Annotated in this window: 17 protein-coding genes; 12 read left to right on the plus strand and 5 right to left on the minus strand. The window is 34.5% G+C overall.

Annotation, left to right across the window (positions count from 1 at the left end):
* Positions 1-105 precede the first annotated feature (105 nt).
* Positions 106-1,602, minus strand: coding sequence for a DUF6583 family protein (locus tag HMPREF2864_RS07680; RefSeq protein WP_002460790.1), 1,497 nt, complete (start codon positions 1,600-1,602; stop codon positions 106-108).
* A gap of 24 nt (positions 1,603-1,626) precedes the next feature.
* Positions 1,627-2,223 carry a DUF5067 domain-containing protein gene (locus HMPREF2864_RS07685; RefSeq protein WP_002460789.1) on the minus strand — a complete coding sequence of 199 codons (597 nt, stop codon included), beginning with the start codon at positions 2,221-2,223 and terminating at the stop codon, positions 1,627-1,629.
* 375 nt (positions 2,224-2,598) lie between these two features.
* Here HMPREF2864_RS07685 and HMPREF2864_RS07690 point away from each other — a divergent pair, with 375 nt between their 5' ends.
* The 6 genes from HMPREF2864_RS07690 to HMPREF2864_RS07715 are packed head-to-tail and all read left to right on the plus strand — an operon-like array spanning position 2,599 to position 7,908.
* Complete coding sequence (locus HMPREF2864_RS07690) at positions 2,599-3,282, plus strand: class I SAM-dependent methyltransferase (RefSeq protein ID WP_070545324.1); 684 nt, start codon at positions 2,599-2,601, stop codon at positions 3,280-3,282.
* Between the two features lie 5 nt (positions 3,283-3,287).
* The gene (locus tag HMPREF2864_RS07695) at positions 3,288-4,841 is read left to right on the plus strand and encodes an ABC transporter substrate-binding protein (protein ID WP_070545322.1); all 1,554 of its coding nucleotides are present in this window, start codon (positions 3,288-3,290) and stop codon (positions 4,839-4,841) included.
* Entirely contained in the window at positions 4,841-5,791 is a 951-nt protein-coding gene (locus tag HMPREF2864_RS07700) for an ABC transporter permease (protein ID WP_002479061.1), read from the plus strand. Before HMPREF2864_RS07695 ends, HMPREF2864_RS07700 begins: the two co-directional genes overlap by 1 nt.
* A complete protein-coding gene (locus tag HMPREF2864_RS07705) occupies positions 5,788-6,558 on the plus strand; it encodes an ABC transporter permease (protein ID WP_002460784.1) in 771 nt (256 codons plus the stop codon). The genes HMPREF2864_RS07700 and HMPREF2864_RS07705 overlap by 4 nt, the downstream gene beginning before the upstream one ends.
* A gap of 23 nt (positions 6,559-6,581) precedes the next feature.
* On the plus strand, positions 6,582-7,298 hold the full coding sequence (locus tag HMPREF2864_RS07710; RefSeq protein WP_080555274.1) for an ATP-binding cassette domain-containing protein: 717 nt from the start codon (positions 6,582-6,584) through the stop codon (positions 7,296-7,298).
* Entirely contained in the window at positions 7,285-7,908 is a 624-nt protein-coding gene (locus HMPREF2864_RS07715) for an ABC transporter ATP-binding protein (protein WP_002460781.1), read from the plus strand. Before HMPREF2864_RS07710 ends, HMPREF2864_RS07715 begins: the two co-directional genes overlap by 14 nt.
* A gap of 189 nt (positions 7,909-8,097) precedes the next feature.
* Here HMPREF2864_RS07715 and HMPREF2864_RS07720 read toward each other — a convergent pair whose 3' ends face one another.
* Positions 8,098-9,738 carry an alpha-keto acid decarboxylase family protein gene (locus tag HMPREF2864_RS07720; protein ID WP_002460779.1) on the minus strand — a complete coding sequence of 547 codons (1,641 nt, stop codon included), beginning with the start codon at positions 9,736-9,738 and terminating at the stop codon, positions 8,098-8,100.
* A 164-nt stretch (positions 9,739-9,902) separates the two neighbouring features.
* Here HMPREF2864_RS07720 and HMPREF2864_RS07725 point away from each other — a divergent pair, with 164 nt between their 5' ends.
* On the plus strand, positions 9,903-10,346 hold the full coding sequence (locus tag HMPREF2864_RS07725) for a MarR family winged helix-turn-helix transcriptional regulator (RefSeq protein WP_002492441.1): 444 nt from the start codon (positions 9,903-9,905) through the stop codon (positions 10,344-10,346).
* Between the two features lie 197 nt (positions 10,347-10,543).
* Here HMPREF2864_RS07725 and HMPREF2864_RS07730 read toward each other — a convergent pair whose 3' ends face one another.
* Complete coding sequence (locus HMPREF2864_RS07730; RefSeq protein WP_002460777.1) at positions 10,544-11,065, minus strand: immunodominant staphylococcal antigen IsaB family protein; 522 nt, start codon at positions 11,063-11,065, stop codon at positions 10,544-10,546.
* A gap of 278 nt (positions 11,066-11,343) precedes the next feature.
* On the opposite strand from HMPREF2864_RS07730, the gene HMPREF2864_RS07735 reads away from it, so the two are divergent.
* Both HMPREF2864_RS07735 and HMPREF2864_RS07740 read left to right on the plus strand, forming a co-directional pair.
* Positions 11,344-12,039: an ABC transporter ATP-binding protein gene (locus tag HMPREF2864_RS07735; protein ID WP_002479058.1), complete on the plus strand. Its 696-nt coding sequence runs from the start codon at positions 11,344-11,346 to the stop codon at positions 12,037-12,039.
* Between the two features lies 1 nt (position 12,040).
* Entirely contained in the window at positions 12,041-12,808 is a 768-nt protein-coding gene (locus HMPREF2864_RS07740; RefSeq protein WP_002460774.1) for an ABC transporter permease, read from the plus strand.
* A gap of 188 nt (positions 12,809-12,996) precedes the next feature.
* Here the strand turns inward: HMPREF2864_RS07740 and HMPREF2864_RS07745 are convergent, their stop codons facing one another.
* Positions 12,997-13,512 (minus strand): YceI family protein, encoded by a 516-nt coding sequence (locus tag HMPREF2864_RS07745; protein WP_002460772.1) that lies wholly within the window; start codon positions 13,510-13,512, stop codon positions 12,997-12,999.
* A 1,018-nt stretch (positions 13,513-14,530) separates the two neighbouring features.
* On the opposite strand from HMPREF2864_RS07745, the gene HMPREF2864_RS07755 reads away from it, so the two are divergent.
* The 3 genes from HMPREF2864_RS07755 to HMPREF2864_RS07765 all read left to right on the plus strand — a co-directional run bounded on the left by HMPREF2864_RS07755 (position 14,531) and on the right by HMPREF2864_RS07765 (position 17,960).
* On the plus strand, positions 14,531-15,937 hold the full coding sequence (locus HMPREF2864_RS07755; protein WP_002460770.1) for a YfcC family protein: 1,407 nt from the start codon (positions 14,531-14,533) through the stop codon (positions 15,935-15,937).
* Positions 15,938-15,979: 42 nt separating this feature from the next.
* Positions 15,980-16,501: a hypothetical protein gene (locus tag HMPREF2864_RS07760; RefSeq protein ID WP_002460769.1), complete on the plus strand. Its 522-nt coding sequence runs from the start codon at positions 15,980-15,982 to the stop codon at positions 16,499-16,501.
* Between the two features lie 115 nt (positions 16,502-16,616).
* On the plus strand, positions 16,617-17,960 hold the full coding sequence (locus tag HMPREF2864_RS07765) for a glucose transporter GlcP (protein WP_002460768.1): 1,344 nt from the start codon (positions 16,617-16,619) through the stop codon (positions 17,958-17,960).
* The last annotated feature ends 18 nt before the right edge of the window (positions 17,961-17,978 follow it).

Here is a 17,978-nt window from a genome sequence, read left to right on the forward strand (position 1 = left end):
CCTAGTCAACCTTGCCAGGGCGGGACTACGAATTCATAATAAATTCTGTCCCGCTACCATCTTTGCTTTTCAGCTCATCACAGTTAACGCGTAGGTCGTAAACGTTTAATCATCAGTTACTTTTTTAATGATAGATTCTAATAGTTTTTCGCCATTTTTGCTTATTTCTTTATCTAATTTGTCAAGTTCTTTAGATGAAAGTTCACCAATATCTTTGGCTTTATCCGTATCAAAGCTGATGTCTGCTTTTAACTTCGTATCACTGTTTAAAATAAAGTTAATTGGCTCGTCTTGAAGTTTGATACCAACTGTTAATTTTTGTTTTTGTTGGTTATTTTTCACATCTGTATCTAAGCTGTTGTCAAAAGTAAAGTCTTGTTTAGTTCCAGCATTGTCAAATGTGATTGTACCTTTATCATGACGTTTTGTACCGTCTTGTTTTTCTTTGTTTTCAAATGTCAATGTAGATTTATTGTAGTTGTTATCGAATGTAGCATCGTATTTATCTTTATAGTTGTCGTCTTTACCAGTAGATTTACCTTTTAATGAGAATGAACCATCGTCAGTAGTGAATTTATAATCTAACGCAAGTTTGTCATCAGTGATGCTATTGTTACCAACGATTTTTACTTTTTTGTTATCTTTATCTGTTAATGTAATGTCACGTTTTAAGATTTCATGATGTTTTTCGTAAATTGTGGATGTGAATTCAATAAATTCTTTTTCTTTTGCATCTTCGGCTTTTTTGAGTGCATCTTCAATTTGTTTTTTGTATTCATCTTTAGACATTTGATTTTTTACAAGTGATTGTAGTTCTTTATCATCTTTAGCTTTTTTAAGGATGGCTAAAGTAAGTTTTTTAGTATCAGCACGGTCTAATTTTAATGTGACTTTGTTTGCTTTTTCTGTCTCACCGTCGACTTTAACTTCTTCTTTGCCTTCTTTTTTAAAGTTATCATCTTTTAAATGATCAAAGACAATATCTGTATAGCGTTTAATAATTGTATCCAAATCTTTTTGTTGTGTTTGTGTCGAACCTAAAAGTGTATTTAGATTTAAACTTTGATTTGTCACTCCTGATGATTTAAGCTGCTCTTCATCTTCTCCAGATATTTCTGCATATTGTTTCACTAACTCAGAATTTTTAACTTTGTAGTCACCTTTAAATAATGGCGCTGTAAAGTATTGGAAATTCTTATCTGCAGCCCATTGGAAATTACCCACTTCTTTATCTGCAATTGTAGGATTTACTTTGATTAATGATTTAGTATTTTTATCGTCATGACCAATAGAAGCTGTAATTTTTGTTGCATCAATGACTGATTTAGGCAATCCCATACTTTCAATGAGTTCTTTAGAAGCATCTGCACTCAATGACATGTTTGATAAATAAGAATTATCCTTCATCTTTTCTTGGAATTTAACTTCATTATCAAAACGGTCATTAAAATAATTTTGGAATTTTTTTGCTGTTTTTTGTTCGCTCAGTAAGTATGTATTTTTTGGTGTGTTTGAAAAAATTTTATATGCACCAAATCCAATACCTGCAACGATAAGCAATATCACTACTGCTGAAATAATAATTTTAAGTTTTTTTGACATTGTGCGCCTCCTAAATAGCTTATATTAATGTTCTAATTTAATGATTTTTTTGCCTATTTCCTTGGTAGTATAACCATCAGGATTTTTGGCTTCAATCGTAATAGGTTTTTTGTCATCTTTAATTTCAAAGAATCTCACACCTGTTACTTCACCATCTTTGTTAATGTTATTGCGCATATCCTCGCCGTACTTTTTGTACAAGTCTGAGTCTTCAGCAAAACCGGTCTCTAAACGTTTTTGAACGTTTTTCGTGTCATTATAGACGTCAAATGCTTCAATAAAAGCCGTACTAGCCGTAATTTTTTCGCTAGATTTATTTTTGACCTTATAGACAATGGCTAAATTAGGATTTTTACTATCTGCATATTTATCTGGCTTAACAACCTTTGTTTCCTTAATTTCAATATCAAATTTATTTGATGTAAATTTATTATCTTTGAATTTAGCTGTAGGTTTGTTTTTGGCTTTTTCTAAACAAGAATCAACTGATTCTGATTTGTCAGTAGCCGACTTGCTTTCAGACGATTTTTTCTCAGAACTATTTGATTCTGAATGCGATTTTGATCCACATGCTGTAAGTACTAATGATGAAATGAGCAATAAACTGAATAATCTCTTCATATATCCTCCCCAACTTATATAGAATGATGTAAGACTGAAAACAATAAATCGTATTAAAGTAGTATTATTTATGTGTTTTCGAAAATAGTATACCATTGATGTTTTTAAAAGGTAACACTTTTATTAAATTTCGTATACAAAGAAAATCTTAATTTATATAAATGACTATTCAATTTAACTCTAGTATCATTTATATATCTAAAATAATTTTTAATAATTTAAGAAAGGCCTTGCCCATCATTTGAACAAATGTTAATTAAATTCAGACAACATAAATTGTATTTAGTCAGTCCATTTTGACATTGTTATTCATTGAAAACTGTAGTACAATACAAAACGTAATAATTACGATTAATAAATATTAAGGAGAAGAATATGAAAAACAGTTATGAACAGTGGTGGCATAAAGGACAAGAAGATGATGACACGATGGCACGTGATCATCATGATGCTTGGGATAGAACAATTGATGTCATCGCTAAAGAAGATATTATTGGAAAAACGATTTTGGATTTTGGGTGTAATCAAGGTGGCTTTTTACGACAACTATATCAAAAGGTTCCATTCAAGCAAGGTGTAGGTATTGACTTAGCTCGAAAATCTTTGCAGAAAGCAGAATTGCTAAAAGGAGATTTACCATTATCGTATGTCTTAACCGATATGCCAAGTGATATTGGCCTACAGTTTGATACAGCGATTAGTACGTCTGTATTGTATCTTATCGATGATATTCCCCAACACGCAAAAGAGTTAAAACGCGTATTAAAGCCTCAAGGTGTTTACTATGCTACGTTTGCAGATTTAACCGATAATCCAAGTTGTGATTATATGGCACAAGTCATTAATACATATGGCGCAACGCCTTCGCAAAATCATTCGCTCAAACACATTGTGGACAGTTTTGTTCAGGAAGGCTTTCAAGTTAGCGTAAAGAGGGAAATGGTGCCAGACGAAATAGATTTAACCCATTATAGTGATTTTTATTTATCGCCGAGTGACTATTTGCGTACACTTTTCCAAGAATCTTACGTGATTAAAGCAACAGTGAAAGAAGGATAGTCATTATGATGAAACGACAATTATGTGCTTTAGTAACTGGGGCATTAATATTAACATCTGGTTGTTCGCAATCACAGCACAATCATAAACAAGTCACGTTGTCATTGCCAACTGAAGCAAAAGCTGCGAAGCTGGATGCACAAGGCTATGATGCTGCAATGCCAGTTTATAGTGCTGTGTATGATGCCCTTGTGCAGTATGATAAAAAGAAAACATTTAAACCTGGATTAGCACAAAAATGGGAGGTTAAAGATGGGGGAAAAACTTATTGTTTCCATTTGAAAAAAGGCGTTAAATTCTCTGATGGTAGTGATTTTGATGCACAAGCGGTAAAATTCTCAATTGAACGTGCCAAAGCAATGAATAAAGAGACGACAGTTGAAACACTCAAACAATTAAAAAGTGTCGTCGTTAAAAATAAACATACAGTTGAAATCAACCTCAAGACACCATCCAACCAAGTGTTGAATGAATTGACACAAGTAAGGCCATTACGAATTATGAGCCCACACGCGGTAAAAGACGGCAAGGTAACAGGTCAATTTAAAGAAGCGATTGGTACGGGTGCGTTTAAAATAGGCGACGCTGGCAAAGAAAAAACAACGTTAAAACCTAATCCTTATTTTAAAGGCAATAAACCACTAAATTATGATTTAGTCTTTCAAACAATTGAAGATGGTGATGCTCGTCAATCCGCTATTCAAAGTGGGGCAGTTGATATTACTGGTGGTGCCTTGGGTATGTTGACTGATGCACAAATTAAGCAGGCAAAATCTACCCAAAAGTTATCGGTATCAGAAAATCCTAGTACAGTCAGCCATTTTATGGCTTTTAATCCAGAAAATAAACAATTGCAACATAAAGATTTAAGACGAGCTATTAGTGAAAGTATTCAGACAAAAGCGCTATCATCTCAACCATTAAAAGGCCTATTTCAACGAGATGTACAATATGTAACGGCGCAAAATCAACAGCAACATCGTTTTGATAAAAAAGCGGCACAACACGCATTTGAACAGGCAGGCTATCATCGCAACAAGCAAGGCATGTATGAAAAAGATGGTCAAGTATTAACATTTAATCTAGTGATTCAAACTGCAGAATTTCCGAATTGGAAAGATAAAGCTGAACAAGTTCAAGCCAATCTTAAAGCGGTTGGAGTTAAAGTAAATATTAAGCACTTAGATGCCCAATCGTATTACGATACTTTATGGACAAAGAAAGATTATGATTTGATTTTTTATCGCACGTATTCGGATGCATTAATGCCATATAACTTCATGAACTCAGTGTTTAAAAATAATGGCGATAAACCAGGCGTTTTAGCTAATGATAAAGTCTTAACGCAACAGTTAGAAGCATTTCCTAAAGAAATAGATAAGCAATCACAAAAAAAGGCTTTTAATCATATCTTTAAGCACTTTAATCAACAATATTATGGTGTGCCTATCGCGTATCCAAACGAAACATTCGTAACAAGTGACAAAATAAAGTCCTTTAAATTTTCAGGTTTAACGGATGCACCTGTAGACTATAAAAAGCTGGAAGTTAATCAATAATGTGGCAGCGTACATATAAATTATTTGGCTATCTTATTGTAAGTTCGCTTATCATTTTTATTTTAGTAGAACAAACGGCAGGTAACCCAGCCATTTTATATTTACAACGCCATGGCTATACTCAAATGACACAACAACAAATTGATATGGCACAACATCATTTGGGGTTAGGACGCCATATTTTGTTGCGCTATTTGGATTGGTTAGGTCATGCATTAATTGGGGACTTGGGGTATAGCTTTAGTACGCAAGAACCTGTTATGAATCTCATTGCTAATGCACTTAAACCTACATGGATATTAATGAGTTGGGCTACAGTACTCATGTTACCTTTAGGCGTAGGATTAGGCTACTGCGTTGGTATGCTGCCACATGCTCGTATAGCACAAAGCTTACGCTATATTTCCCAGGTGATAACATCGATGCCAGAATATTGGATAGCCATTGTCGCTATTTATTATATGGGTGTCAAATGGCAGTTACTTCCTTTTGTAGGTAGTGCATCTTGGCAAAATTACCTATTGCCTGTTGGCATCATGATTATAGTAGAAGGAAGTCATCTCTTATTGATGACAGCGCATCTTATTGCGCAGACTAGACAGGATGATACCTACCAATTAATAAAGTTACGACAAGCAACTTGGAAGGCACGTATTTATTGCCAATTTAAAGTTATCTTCGCGCCATTGATGACGATTGTCGTCAATAGTATTATTCATTTGTTTAGTAGAGCTGTAATCTTAGAAGTGATCTTTAGTATGTCGGGATTAGGAAAACTGCTAATTACAGCAATTAATCAACGAGATTATCCACTTATTCAAGGCATTATTATGTTGATTATTGTCGTCATTATGTTGCTTAATTATTTGGGAGATATATTGATATTAAAAAGTGATCCTCGAATTCAGCGATTGCGTGCTAATAAATCAAAAGTGAGAGGTGCACGATGAAATATTTACATGTTAATTGGCAATGGAGGATCATAGGTGTCAGTCTCATAGGAGCACTGTATATTGCTGTTATTGGGTGGAATAGTAAACCTAGTGAACACTTAGCGCCGCCATCTTTGCAACATTTATTGGGAACCGATCAGCTAGGCAGAGATATGTTTACACGTATGATTATAGGAAGTGGTGTTACTTTAGGTTTAACTGTCGTCGTAGTGGTTTTAAGTGTCAGTATAGGTTTGATTTTTGGCATGATGGCAGGCCTAATGGGACGTTGGTTAGACAAACTATGTATGTTCGTAGCTGACTTATTATTAGCAATACCCTCATTCATTATTGCGCTCGTTATTTTAGGGCTAGTTAGTGATTCAATGATTGGGTTATTATGTGCATTAGTTATAGGCTGGCTAGGGCGCTATTTACGTTATTTTCGTAATCTTACACGTGATATTCAAAAAGAACCATTTATTCAATACGCAGTTTTAAGTGGTAATTCTAACGTTCAAACGCTGTATGCGCATATGTTACCACACTTATTAAGTAAAATTATGGCGTTAGTAACGGCAGATTTTGGAAAAATAATGCTGAGTATTTCAGGATTAGCTTTTTTAGGTTTAGGTGTTAAACCGCCTATTCCCGAACTTGGCACTATTTTATTTGACGGTAAAAGTTATTTAACGATTGCACCATGGTTATTCTTCTTCCCTGGTATTTTGTTAGGAGGTTATGCCTTATTATTTCAAATCATCAACAACAAAATCATCAAGTAGATCGAATAATACAAGTTAAGTCATTGAGTATCTATCATAAAGATAAAACCTTGATTTCATCGTTATCGCTTGAGGTAGAACGGTACAGTTTTCATTGTATTGTTGGTGAAAGTGGTAGTGGTAAATCGCTATTGGTTCGCAGTATTTTACACATGACTGATGATCAGTTGACATATCAAGGTAATGTGGACATTGATTTACTACATGCCGATGCCATGTTTCAAGATGCTAATAGTAATTTGTTTCAAAATATTACAATCAAGCAGCATATTGCAATGTTATATGATGCAAAAAAATCAACACTATCACGAGCAGAACAATATAAAGAGGTAAAAACAATGATGACACGTTTAGGTTTAGAACAACCTGAACAACTTTTACAATACTATCCGTTCGAACTAAGTGGCGGTATGGCTCAACGCGTGGCATTTATACTGTCATTAATTCGTAATCCACAATGTTTGATTTTAGATGAGCCGACAAGTGCCTTGGATGTGCAAAATCGTACTAAGTTTATGCAGCAGTTAATGCATATTATTTCAGAAAGAAAGATGACGGTTATTTTTGTGACACATGACTTGAGCTTAGTAAAAGATTACGCTACGCATGTCAGTATTATGCAACATGGTCAAATTATTGAAAGTGGGCAGGCGCAACAGGTGATGCATCATCCTGAGCGACACTATACACAAACACTGATTCGTACAGCAGAGCGGAGGGAAGCTTATGCTACAGGTTGATCATATTAATAAAACGATACAAGGGCGCATAATATTGGAAGATATTTCTTTTGATTTAGCACAAGGGAATCTTATTATCAGTGGACCAAGCGGATGTGGGAAATCGACATTAGCACATATAATTGCAGGATTAGATAAACAATATACCGGTTCTTTAAGATTAGATGGAAGGTTAATGCATGATTACAAAACGAAACAATGGATGCGTGATATTCAATATGTGCCACAATATCAGCGTACAAGTATGGATCCACGACAAACCGTTGAAGCGGTATTAACCGAGCCGTTAAAACGGTTTGGTATACCAAAGACGTTACATGCTTCACGTGTTGATAACGTTTTATCGCAATGTCAATTATCTTCACAATTGCTACAACAGCGTGTATCCACATTGAGTGGTGGTCAATTTCAGCGCGTATGGATTGCCAAAGCGTTAATCATTCAACCTAAACTATTGATTTTAGATGAAGCGACAACGAATTTAGATGTTGTTAATGAAGACTTAATTTTACAAATGTTGCAATCACTTACGGATATACAATTGCTGATTATTTCTCATGACCCTTATGTGATTCAACAATTTGAAGCACAGCATCTCTCTTTAACATAATAAATAAAGTTATTCACTGTTTCACGTGAAAAAGGGGGCGGGACTATGAATTCATAGTCCCGCCCCGGCAAGGTTGACTGGATTGAAAAAGCTTGGGATAAGGCTTATTTTCAATCCAGACAACTACTACCAATATATATCGTTTATAGCCTAAAACATAATTATGGCTCAAACTTTTTTATATTTAGCTTATTTATTTTGTGAGGCGAAAGCTTCTGCAATGTTCGCAAGTTTTTCAGGCGCATCCTCAGCTGCCATTGTAACTTCCACATAATGCATGACATCACTTTCTGCATTTATCTCATCAAATGTTCGTTTTAAATCATTTGAAGTGTGTACATCATGTATGGCTACATTATCGCCACCAAACACTGCTGGTAAGGCTTTGTAGTCCCACATATGGATATCATTATAAGGTGCTTTCATGCCATGAATAAGACGTTCTACAGTATAACCATCATTGTTGATTACAAAAATGATTGGTTTTAACTGGTTACGAATCATCGTTGATAAACCTTGAACCGTTAATTGTAGAGAACCATCACCAATAAGTAAGATATTTCTACGCGTTGTATCAGCCATTTGACTACCTATTGTAGCGGGCAAAGTATAACCAATAGAACCCCAAAGCGGTTGGCCGATAAAGTCAACATTTTTATATAATGCTAAGTCGTAAGCACCAAAGAAAGATGTGCCTTGCTCTGCAAGTAAAACATCATCAGGCTGTAAGAAGTCTTGAATCATATTAAAGTATGTTTCTTGTGTAAGTGGCTCATCTGATAATGTGTAAGAATGTGCTTTAGGTCTTACATATGATGAATACGTACCTTTGTTATGGTAATCCATCTCTAATAGCCCATGTAACATATCAGGCAATGAGACCTCGTTATTTTGAGTATCTCCTAGTTTGAAATTGTGATGATTAATCATGACGACATCTTCAATGTCAAAGTCGTAAGAGAAACCGCCTGTTGCTGAATCCGTAAGTTTAGCACCTATATTTAATATCGCATCACTGTTATTTACATAGTCACGTACATTATCTTCAGCAAATTTACCGTCAAAAATACCAAGGTAATGAGGGTTTTCTTCATTAAAAGCGCCTTTACCTAAAGATAATTGAGCGACAGGAATGTTGGTCTGATTCACGAGTTGTTCAAGCGCATCATGAAGATGGAAACTATTGATTTCATGACCTGCAATAATGACAGGGTTTGAAGCGGATTGTAGTTTTTGTTGAATGAGTTTAATGTATTCTGAAACATCATGTTGTTTTGGATTTTGAAGTTTAAATGGTTCTGTAACTTCAATTTCTGTCATAGCTACATCAATTGGTAAATGGATGTGAACAGGTCGACGCTCTTGAAGGGAAGCATTAATTAATCTTGGTATTTCAGTTGTCGCGTTCTCTGGTGTAATGTAACCTTGTGCAGTTGTAATATGTGAAAACATTTTTTGATAATCATCAAAAGTACCTTCACCTAATGAATGGTGGACATATTTTTTTGCTTGTTCTACGGCACGTGTTGGCGCACCCGTAATGGCAATGACAGGCACACGCTCCGCATAAGAACCGGCAATGCCATTAACAGCACTAAGTTCACCAACGCCAAAAGTAGTTACTAAAGCGCTTACACCTTTGAGGCGGGCATAACCATCTGCAGCATAACTCGCATTGAGTTCATTTGTATTGCCAACCCATTGCAAATGTTCATGAGCAACAATGTCATCTAAAAATGCCAGATTAAAGTCACCTGGAACACCAAATACTCTATCTGCACCAGCTTGATAAATTGCGTCCATTAAATATTGTCCTACACGTTGTTTCATAATTCATTCCACCTTTATCTCTTTTTTCTACACTTTGAATGATAATACTTTTTTATTGATAGGTCAACATAATTGACCTATCGAAAATATTTCGAACTTTAATGACGTGAGACCAAAAGTTTACTATAATGACGTTATTCTACTTTATAGAAAGTGACGTAAAAATGATGAACAAAAATGATTATGAACACATGTTATTTTATTTTGCCTATAAAACCTTCACATTAACTGCAAATGAAATTATCGAACAATATGGTATGAGTCGGCAACATCATAGATTTCTTTTCTTTATTAATAAATTGCCCGGTATTACCATAAAAGAATTATTGCAGACATTAGAAATTTCTAAGCAAGGTTCACATGCGACACTGAAAAAGTTAAAAGATAAACAATTAATTTTTGAACAACCTTCTAAACACGACCGGCGTGTGAAACAACTTTATACAACTGAAGAAGGTGAAGCCTTGATTGCCACTTTAAACAAAGCACAAGATGAGTTAATACAGCAGACAATAAAAAAAGTTGGTACGGATTGGTATGCGATTATGGAAGAATTGGCTTCCTATCGACAAGGATTTAAAAATGTAAAACACCTTAAAGATGAATAAAAAAGCACACAGCAGAAATGGTTTAGTATACGTATAATATACGGTTAACAAAATATTAAGTCAGACTTCGGGTTGTGTGCGCGTACTGTGCATGGTCACTAACAATAAAAAATTGAACGCGCGCTTATTCTCAAAGAGGGTAAGCGCGCGTCATTTGTCAGTAGTTATTGATTATAAAACATATATTGAGGTGATGGTTAATAACCAATGCTACCATAAGTAATATCGACATGTGTAACTCTGTTGTTATGGTTTACGGTAAATAAGACACGTGGTGTCTCCAGAGATGGTCGATAATCATAGACTGCTTTTACTTTTTTACTAGGTTTCGGTGGACCGACCTTTTTTAAAGCTTTACCGTAAGCATTTTTGAGTTGTGCTGTTGTGAGTTTACCTGTTACATCAAATGAGACGGTTGAAGCACTTTTACCTGATTTAGTAACTCCAGAAAAGGTTTGATCATAAAGCTTTACAGTTTTAGTTCCTTTTGTTGGTACAATTTTTTTGCCGTTAAAGGTAATATTTTTATATTTTATACCATTTTTGAACTCATGAGTTAACAAGAAACTAGGGTTATAACCTGCATATCCATGATAAGTATAATATGGAGTTATTGCTGCATGGGATACATGTTGAGCATTCGTACTAATCGCATTTACGCCGAGGACAGAACCGAAAACAAGGGTACTAGATAATACTAACTTTGTCATTTTATTCATGTTCGTTCACTCCTTAAATTTGATATAGCAGTTATTACACCTTCATATTACAAAATAGTTACAAAAATTGCAAACGATTACAAAAATTGTAAAATGACATAGTTGTATTTGGTTTAAATAATTTTTCTTAAATTAACCTTAAATATACAATTAATTATTAATTTAATACATATTATATGTTATGGTCGTACTGTATCACTTTTTATTTAGACGTGGCAAATGATGATATGAGAATTGGCTTAAAGTGTTACTTATTATTCAATGGAGGAGATGACAGAGTGAGCGTTTTAACAGTAGATAACATATCGAAGAAAATAAATTCGAAAACGATTCTCCAAGATGTTTCTTTTAACTTGGAAAAAGGTGAAATTGTAGGCCTTGTTGGTGCGAACGGCGCAGGTAAAACGTCATTAATGAAAGTTATACTTGGATATTCCAATTACCAAAAAGGACACTATAAAGTTGTTGATAGTGGCAGTAAAAGAAGTAGTATAGGTGCTTTAATTGAAAGCCCTGGAGTCTACCCATTTATGTCTGGATACGATAATTTAAAATTGTTAAATGAATCGAAGGATAATTCAGATATTGATGATATTGTCACTAAACTGAAAATGAAAGATTATATACATAATAAGGCCAAAACATATTCACTAGGTATGAAACAAAAGCTCGGCATCGCAATTGCTTTTTTAAATGACCCAAAGCTGATTATATTGGATGAACCTATGAATGGTTTAGATCCTAGAGCAGTTAGAGATGTGCGTAATCTTATTTTAGATAAAGCACAGCAAGGTATTACGTTCTTAATTTCCAGTCATATGCTAAGCGAATTAGTAAAGATAACAGATGCTATTTTAATTATTGATGAAGGTAAAATCGTTAAAGAAACAACGCGGGAAGAAATTGAGCAACATGATGCTGAAAATTTTGAAACGGTGCTCTTAGACATTATTGATAAGGAGGGCGACGCATAATATGGGTTCTTTAATTAAACAAGAATGTTTCAAATTAAGTAAAAAGAAATCGACGTGGATTTGGCCAATCGTTATTATTGCAATAATGATTACATTGCTTTTCATTTCCCAAAATAGTGATATCATGTCTAGCGAAGGCCTTATTCAAGGTGGTTTTTCAGGATTTTATTGGGTGGTCATTTTAATGATTGTACAAGCAAGTACGATTATTTCAATGGAATTTCATTATGAAACAATTAAAAATGTATTGTACCGTAATTATTCACGTACGAGCATTGTTATTAGTAAGGTTATTACATTAGTAATATATTCACTTATCTGCTTTATTGGGGTCATTGCTGTGACGTTACTCCTATATGCTATTAGCTTTAATGATATTGATTTATTGGCTCCACACGGTAGTCAGCCACCACTGTTAAATGAAATGTTACTTTTAGCAGTAGCTGATTTTGTAACCATGTGGCTTGTGCTAAGTTTAACTTTACTGATTTCATGTGCGATGAAAGGTCCGACACTTTCGATTACTATAGGCATCTTTTTTTATTTTGTAATGTCATTTGTCGCAGCATTATTAACATATTTTAATGGCAAATGGGAATGGTTTAAATGGAATCCGCTAAATATGATTATGTTACCTCAACAAATTGTAGATAATGATTTTAAGGAAATGAGTCACTTAGAATTACATGAATTGTTTATTGGTAATATTGTTTATATCGTTATTTTCTTAGTATTATTAGTTTTTGTTTTTAAAAAGAAAAATGTGTAACTTCGATATATAGATAAAAGTCAAAGCTATCGTTTGTGAGAAGTGTGTCACAAGCGATAGCTTTATTTAGTGTTAAAATTTTTATTAATTATTAAAAACAAGTCCATCTATTATTGGGATATACGCATATACCAAACTAAACATACTATTGAGATGTTATCTCAGTTTATAAAATGTTTATGACTGAATTACTCTTGAATACTAAACTCTGCTGACGCTTCGAATTTCACTTCTTTACCTAACATAACGCCACCAGTTTCTAAAGCTTGGTTAAAGCTAACGCCATATTTTTCTCTATCAATTTTACCAGAAACCACAAAGCCAGTAACTTGTTCACCGTTCATAGGATTTTTACTTACGCCATTAAATTCTAAATCGAATGTTTCTTCGTGTGTTTCGCCTTTAATTGTTAAATCACCGACAACTTTATCGTCTTTCACTTCTTTAGTTACAAAAGTGATTTTGTCATATTCATCCGTTGCGAAGAAATCACCTGATCTTAAGTGGTTATCTCTATCTTCATTTTTTGTATCTATAGATTTAGGGTCAATTATAGCAGTTGCTTTTAATGAGCTAAGATTATTAATGTCACCTTCAACGGTTACATCGATGTCATTAAATGTTCCTTTTACTTTTGATACCATTAAATGTTTGATTTGAAATTCAATACTGCTGTGTACTTTATCGAAATTAAATTGAGTCATAAATAAATACCTCCTAATTTTATCTTAATATATTTTATATATTTGATATAAATAATGTATCACATGTTCTAAACTTTGTACACTAAAATGTATCGAAATGCGATTAATTTAAAAACATTGTCACTATTGACTTAACCCATTTATGTAAACTTAAACATAAAAACTACAAATCAAAATGTGTTGTATGGCGTAGTTTATCGTAGTATGTATAGTTTCTATTAAACTGTTAATTTCAATATGGATTATTTTGCTATCTAATTAAGTAACTGATTTATTGTGATGGTAGCAGTTATATTTGTAGTAGGTCTAAATAGTAAATAATAATAAGGTGTAAAATGTTACAGTATGGGACATAAATATCAGAAAAACAGCAGTAAGATCATTTTCAATTAGAAAATATCTTGCTGCTGTTCTCTATTTTCACAATACTTCGTATTGAATGGCTTCGCTTTCCTAGGGTGCTGTCTCAGTCACCCCAACTTGCTTTGTCCGATGGCTTTCTTTTCGAAAGCCTATCTGTTGGGGCCCACCCCAACTTGCCTTGCTTGGCTAAATGCTTTTCGCATTTCTCTTTGTTGGGGCCCCACCCCAACTTGCTTTGCTTGACGAAATGCTTTTCGCATTTCTCTTTGTTGGGGCCCCTGTCTTCGACTGGCACTGCTCCCTCAGGAGTCTCGCCATAAATACTACGTATTAACATGTAATTTCAACTTTAAATGTTTAAAAATAAGGCAGTTTCTATAATTATTTCAATGGGAATTGCCTTTTTAATTTGTCCAAGAACTTTATGTCCTAGATGTACTTTAATATAGTGTGTTTAATCTCATTGTATATATGAAAAATTTATACACTTACTAAATTGCATCGTATATTTGAATTGGAGCAATCATTTGTTTTAATGAACAAGATAAAATTTAGAATTAATAAAGGGTATGTTAACCGGCTAAAATAAGGGTATATGATAAAATATGAAAACAACATATAAAATAAACCTGGTTGAGGAAGGAAGACAAACGTTATGGCACGCGGGCACAATAAACGACCGAAACGGAAATTAAAGTTTAAAACGCCACATACATATGCATTATTAATGATCATTATTACCATTGCTTGGATTATGACATTTATCATACCTTCAGGAGAGTATGAACGTCACAAAAAAGGTGGGCAGACGTTAGTTGTAGATGGTACATATCATCATGTACCGCATGCGGCAACGTCATTTCTAGATATATTTAGAGCTATACCGGAGGGCTTAGTAAGCGGGGCAGAAATTGTATTTTATATTTTTCTCGTAGGTGGCGCATTTGGGATTGTACATAAAACGGGTTCGTTTGAAAATGGTGTGAACAAAGCGATGCGTGCATTAGGGAATGCAAAAATATTGATGATTCCTTTAACGATGACAATCTTTTCAATTTTAGGGTTTTCAATTGGCTTAGCAGAAGAAACCATTATTTTTGTTCCTTTAGGCATTTTAATCGCTAGAACTTTGGGTTATGATGCTATGACAGGTGCTGCAATGGTCATCTTGGGTGCTGCTAGTGGTTTTATTGGTGGCATGCTTAATCCTTTTACGGTCGGTGTGGCACAAACAGTCGCTGAATTACCAATGTTCTCTGGTTGGGGCTTACGTTCGATTATTTACATTTTTATCTTAATTGCAGCCATTACAACAGTGATGTTATATGCACGTAAAGTTAAACGAGATCATACGAAAAGTCTTGTTTATGAGTTAGAACAGCAAGAGGGGACAATGAACGAAGATATTCAATACCAGCATTTTACGCCGAGACAAGTGATAAGTTTGGCACTTATGCTTGGAGCAATTATTTTGAATGTTGTCGGAATTTTTAAGTTTGAATGGACGTTTGGTGAAATGAGTGCCAACTTTTTACTCGCAGGTATATTAGCTGGTCTTATTTCTGGCTTAGGACTAAATGGGACATTTGATGCTTTAATTGAAGGCATGCAAAGTATTCTGTTTGGCGCGTTAGTTGTAGGCTTTGCTAAAGGTATCGTCGTTATTTTAGAAAATGGCAAGATTATCGATACGATTGTTCATGGCATGACATCACTATTAGCTGATGTACCCGCGTCGTTCGTTATTATTGCTATGTTTATATTACAATTTATGCTTAATTTCTTTATACCATCAGGTTCAGGCCAGGCATTAACAACGATGCCACTGATGGTCCCTATCTCTGACTTATTACATATCAACCGCCAATTGACGGTATTAGCTTTCCAATATGGTGATGCGATTAGCAATGTGCTTTTTCCAACATCTGCTATTTTGATGGGGGCATTAGCAGTAGGGCGTATCTCTTATGGACAATGGATTAAATTTGCTTGGAAGTTGATTGTGATTTGGGTGTTAATATGTGCCATAGCAATGTCTATCGCTTTATTTGTAGGATATTAAATAGATTGTAGCGTTTACAAAATATGTAAAGGTAGTGAATACATGGAATTTAACCATGCAATACATCAAGATAATACACATGCTAAAGTAACAATTATTGATAATGAAATATTAAAATATACGTCAAATATCATTTTCCCATTTATAGTTGGCGTTATTTTGTTTATATGTGGTTTAGTCGTCTTTATTGTCATTTTTGGGTTTCTTTCAGCGATAATAACTGGGCAATATAGCTTTGTGGCTAGTGGGGGTATTGCGCTTGTTGTTTCATATAGTTTATTTAAAGGTTTACACAATAAAATCTTTGAAAAAGAAGTTACATTGTACCAATATGGACATGAACGTTACGAATTCATCATTGGTAACCAACAATATACAGGGTATTACAAACATGTTGATAAAGTAAGATTACGACGATACTTTGGGGATACAACGTTATTTGCGCCAGATATTTCGTTAACACTCGTAACATTAAATGGCACGTTTAAGTTTGCGACTACACGAATAGGAGCACAAGAAGCTATAGGAAAAATGGAGGCTCATTTTAAACGTCTATCTCAATGAATAGAGTTCGCTGTAAAAATAGTGAAAGTCGATATTAGTGATGAGTGAAGTAAATTGAATCATATGGAGTCAGAGCTTATAATATACATAAGTTTTAAAAAAGGTGGATAATTACATGAATATTAAAAAATATTTAATTTTTATTATAGGTGCGCTAGGCGGTTTACTTTATGGTTACGATAATGGGATTATTTCAGGTGCTTTAACCTATATCCCTAAAGATATTCCGTTAACAAGCTTTCAAAGTGGTTTAGTTGTGTCATCTATGCTGTTTGGTGCCGTTATTGGTGCAGGTAGTAGCGGGCCGCTATCAGATAAGATTGGACGACGTCGTTTAGTACTATTTATTGCGATTATCTTCGCATTAGGTGCATTTATTTTAGCAATTGCGCCTAATGTTACGATATTAGTTCTTGGACGAATTGTCATAGGCCTAGCTGTAGGGGGGTCAATGGCAACAGTGCCAGTGTATTTATCTGAATTAGCACCAACAGAACTACGTGGTTCATTGGGCTCATTGAACCAACTGATGATTACAATCGGCATTTTGGCAGCTTATTTAGTAAGCTATGGCTTTGCAGATATGGGCGCATGGCGCTGGATGCTTGGACTTGCAGTGGTACCATCTATTATTTTATTAATAGGTATTGCTTTTATGCCGGAAAGCCCAAGATGGCTATTAGAAAATAAAACAGAAAAAGCAGCGCGTCACGTAATGCAAATTACATATAGTGATGAAGAAATCGACCGTGAGATTAAAGAAATGAAAGAACTTGCTGAAAAGACGGAGAGTAGTTGGTCGGTATTAAAATCTAAATGGTTAAGACCGACGTTAATCATAGGTTGTACGTTTGCTATCTTACAACAGTTTATTGGCATCAATGCTGTTATCTTCTATGCATCACCTATTTTAACAAAAGCTGGCTTTGGAGAATCAGCGTCAATCTTAGGTTCTGTAGGCATTGGTGTAGTAAATGTGCTTGTAACAGTTCTGGCATTATTTATTGTCGATAAAATAGATCGTAAAAAATTATTGGTTGTCGGTAATATCGGTATGGTGGCTTCTTTAGTAATTATGGCAATCTTGATTTGGACGTTAGGCATTCAATCATCTGCATGGATTATTATTGTTTGCTTATCACTCTTTATTGTATTCTTCGGTGCGTCTTGGGGACCAGTGTTATGGGTAATGTTACCAGAATTATTCCCAACGCGTGCACGTGGTGCTGCAACAGGGATTGCAACCTTAGTATTGAATATTGGTACGCTTATCGTGGCACAATTGTTCCCAATGATTAATGCAGCATTAGATGTTGAATGGGTATTCTTAATCTTTGCGGCAATTGGCGTTGTAGCCTTAATCTTTGTTATTAAGTTCTTGCCAGAAACAAGAGGCCGTAGCTTAGAAGAAATAGAAATTGAGCTTAGACAGCGTGCTGGTGTAAAAACAGAACAGTAACAATTAAATCATGTAATA

This window comes from Staphylococcus sp. HMSC059F04 (assembly GCF_001812565.1).
GTDB lineage: Bacteria > Bacillota > Bacilli > Staphylococcales > Staphylococcaceae > Staphylococcus > Staphylococcus lugdunensis.

Excerpts from the sequence above, each read along its gene's own strand:
- HMPREF2864_RS07765 (WP_002460768.1), top strand. The coding sequence starts at position 16,617 with ATGAATATTAAAAAATATTTAATTTTTATTATAGGTGCGCTAGGCGGT.
- HMPREF2864_RS07730 (WP_002460777.1), bottom strand. The coding sequence starts at position 11,065 with ATGAATAAAATGACAAAGTTAGTATTATCTAGTACCCTTGTTTTCGGT.
- HMPREF2864_RS07745 (WP_002460772.1), bottom strand. The coding sequence starts at position 13,512 with ATGACTCAATTTAATTTCGATAAAGTACACAGCAGTATTGAATTTCAA.
- HMPREF2864_RS07685 (WP_002460789.1), bottom strand. The coding sequence starts at position 2,223 with ATGAAGAGATTATTCAGTTTATTGCTCATTTCATCATTAGTACTTACA.
- HMPREF2864_RS07755 (WP_002460770.1), top strand. The coding sequence starts at position 14,531 with ATGGCACGCGGGCACAATAAACGACCGAAACGGAAATTAAAGTTTAAA.
- HMPREF2864_RS07705 (WP_002460784.1), top strand. The coding sequence starts at position 5,788 with ATGAAATATTTACATGTTAATTGGCAATGGAGGATCATAGGTGTCAGT.
- HMPREF2864_RS07715 (WP_002460781.1), top strand. The coding sequence starts at position 7,285 with ATGCTACAGGTTGATCATATTAATAAAACGATACAAGGGCGCATAATA.
- HMPREF2864_RS07725 (WP_002492441.1), top strand. The coding sequence starts at position 9,903 with ATGATGAACAAAAATGATTATGAACACATGTTATTTTATTTTGCCTAT.
- HMPREF2864_RS07680 (WP_002460790.1), bottom strand. The coding sequence starts at position 1,602 with ATGTCAAAAAAACTTAAAATTATTATTTCAGCAGTAGTGATATTGCTT.
- HMPREF2864_RS07740 (WP_002460774.1), top strand. The coding sequence starts at position 12,041 with ATGGGTTCTTTAATTAAACAAGAATGTTTCAAATTAAGTAAAAAGAAA.
- HMPREF2864_RS07760 (WP_002460769.1), top strand. The coding sequence starts at position 15,980 with ATGGAATTTAACCATGCAATACATCAAGATAATACACATGCTAAAGTA.
- HMPREF2864_RS07690 (WP_070545324.1), top strand. The coding sequence starts at position 2,599 with ATGAAAAACAGTTATGAACAGTGGTGGCATAAAGGACAAGAAGATGAT.
- HMPREF2864_RS07720 (WP_002460779.1), bottom strand. The coding sequence starts at position 9,738 with ATGAAACAACGTGTAGGACAATATTTAATGGACGCAATTTATCAAGCT.
- HMPREF2864_RS07695 (WP_070545322.1), top strand. The coding sequence starts at position 3,288 with ATGATGAAACGACAATTATGTGCTTTAGTAACTGGGGCATTAATATTA.
- HMPREF2864_RS07700 (WP_002479061.1), top strand. The coding sequence starts at position 4,841 with ATGTGGCAGCGTACATATAAATTATTTGGCTATCTTATTGTAAGTTCG.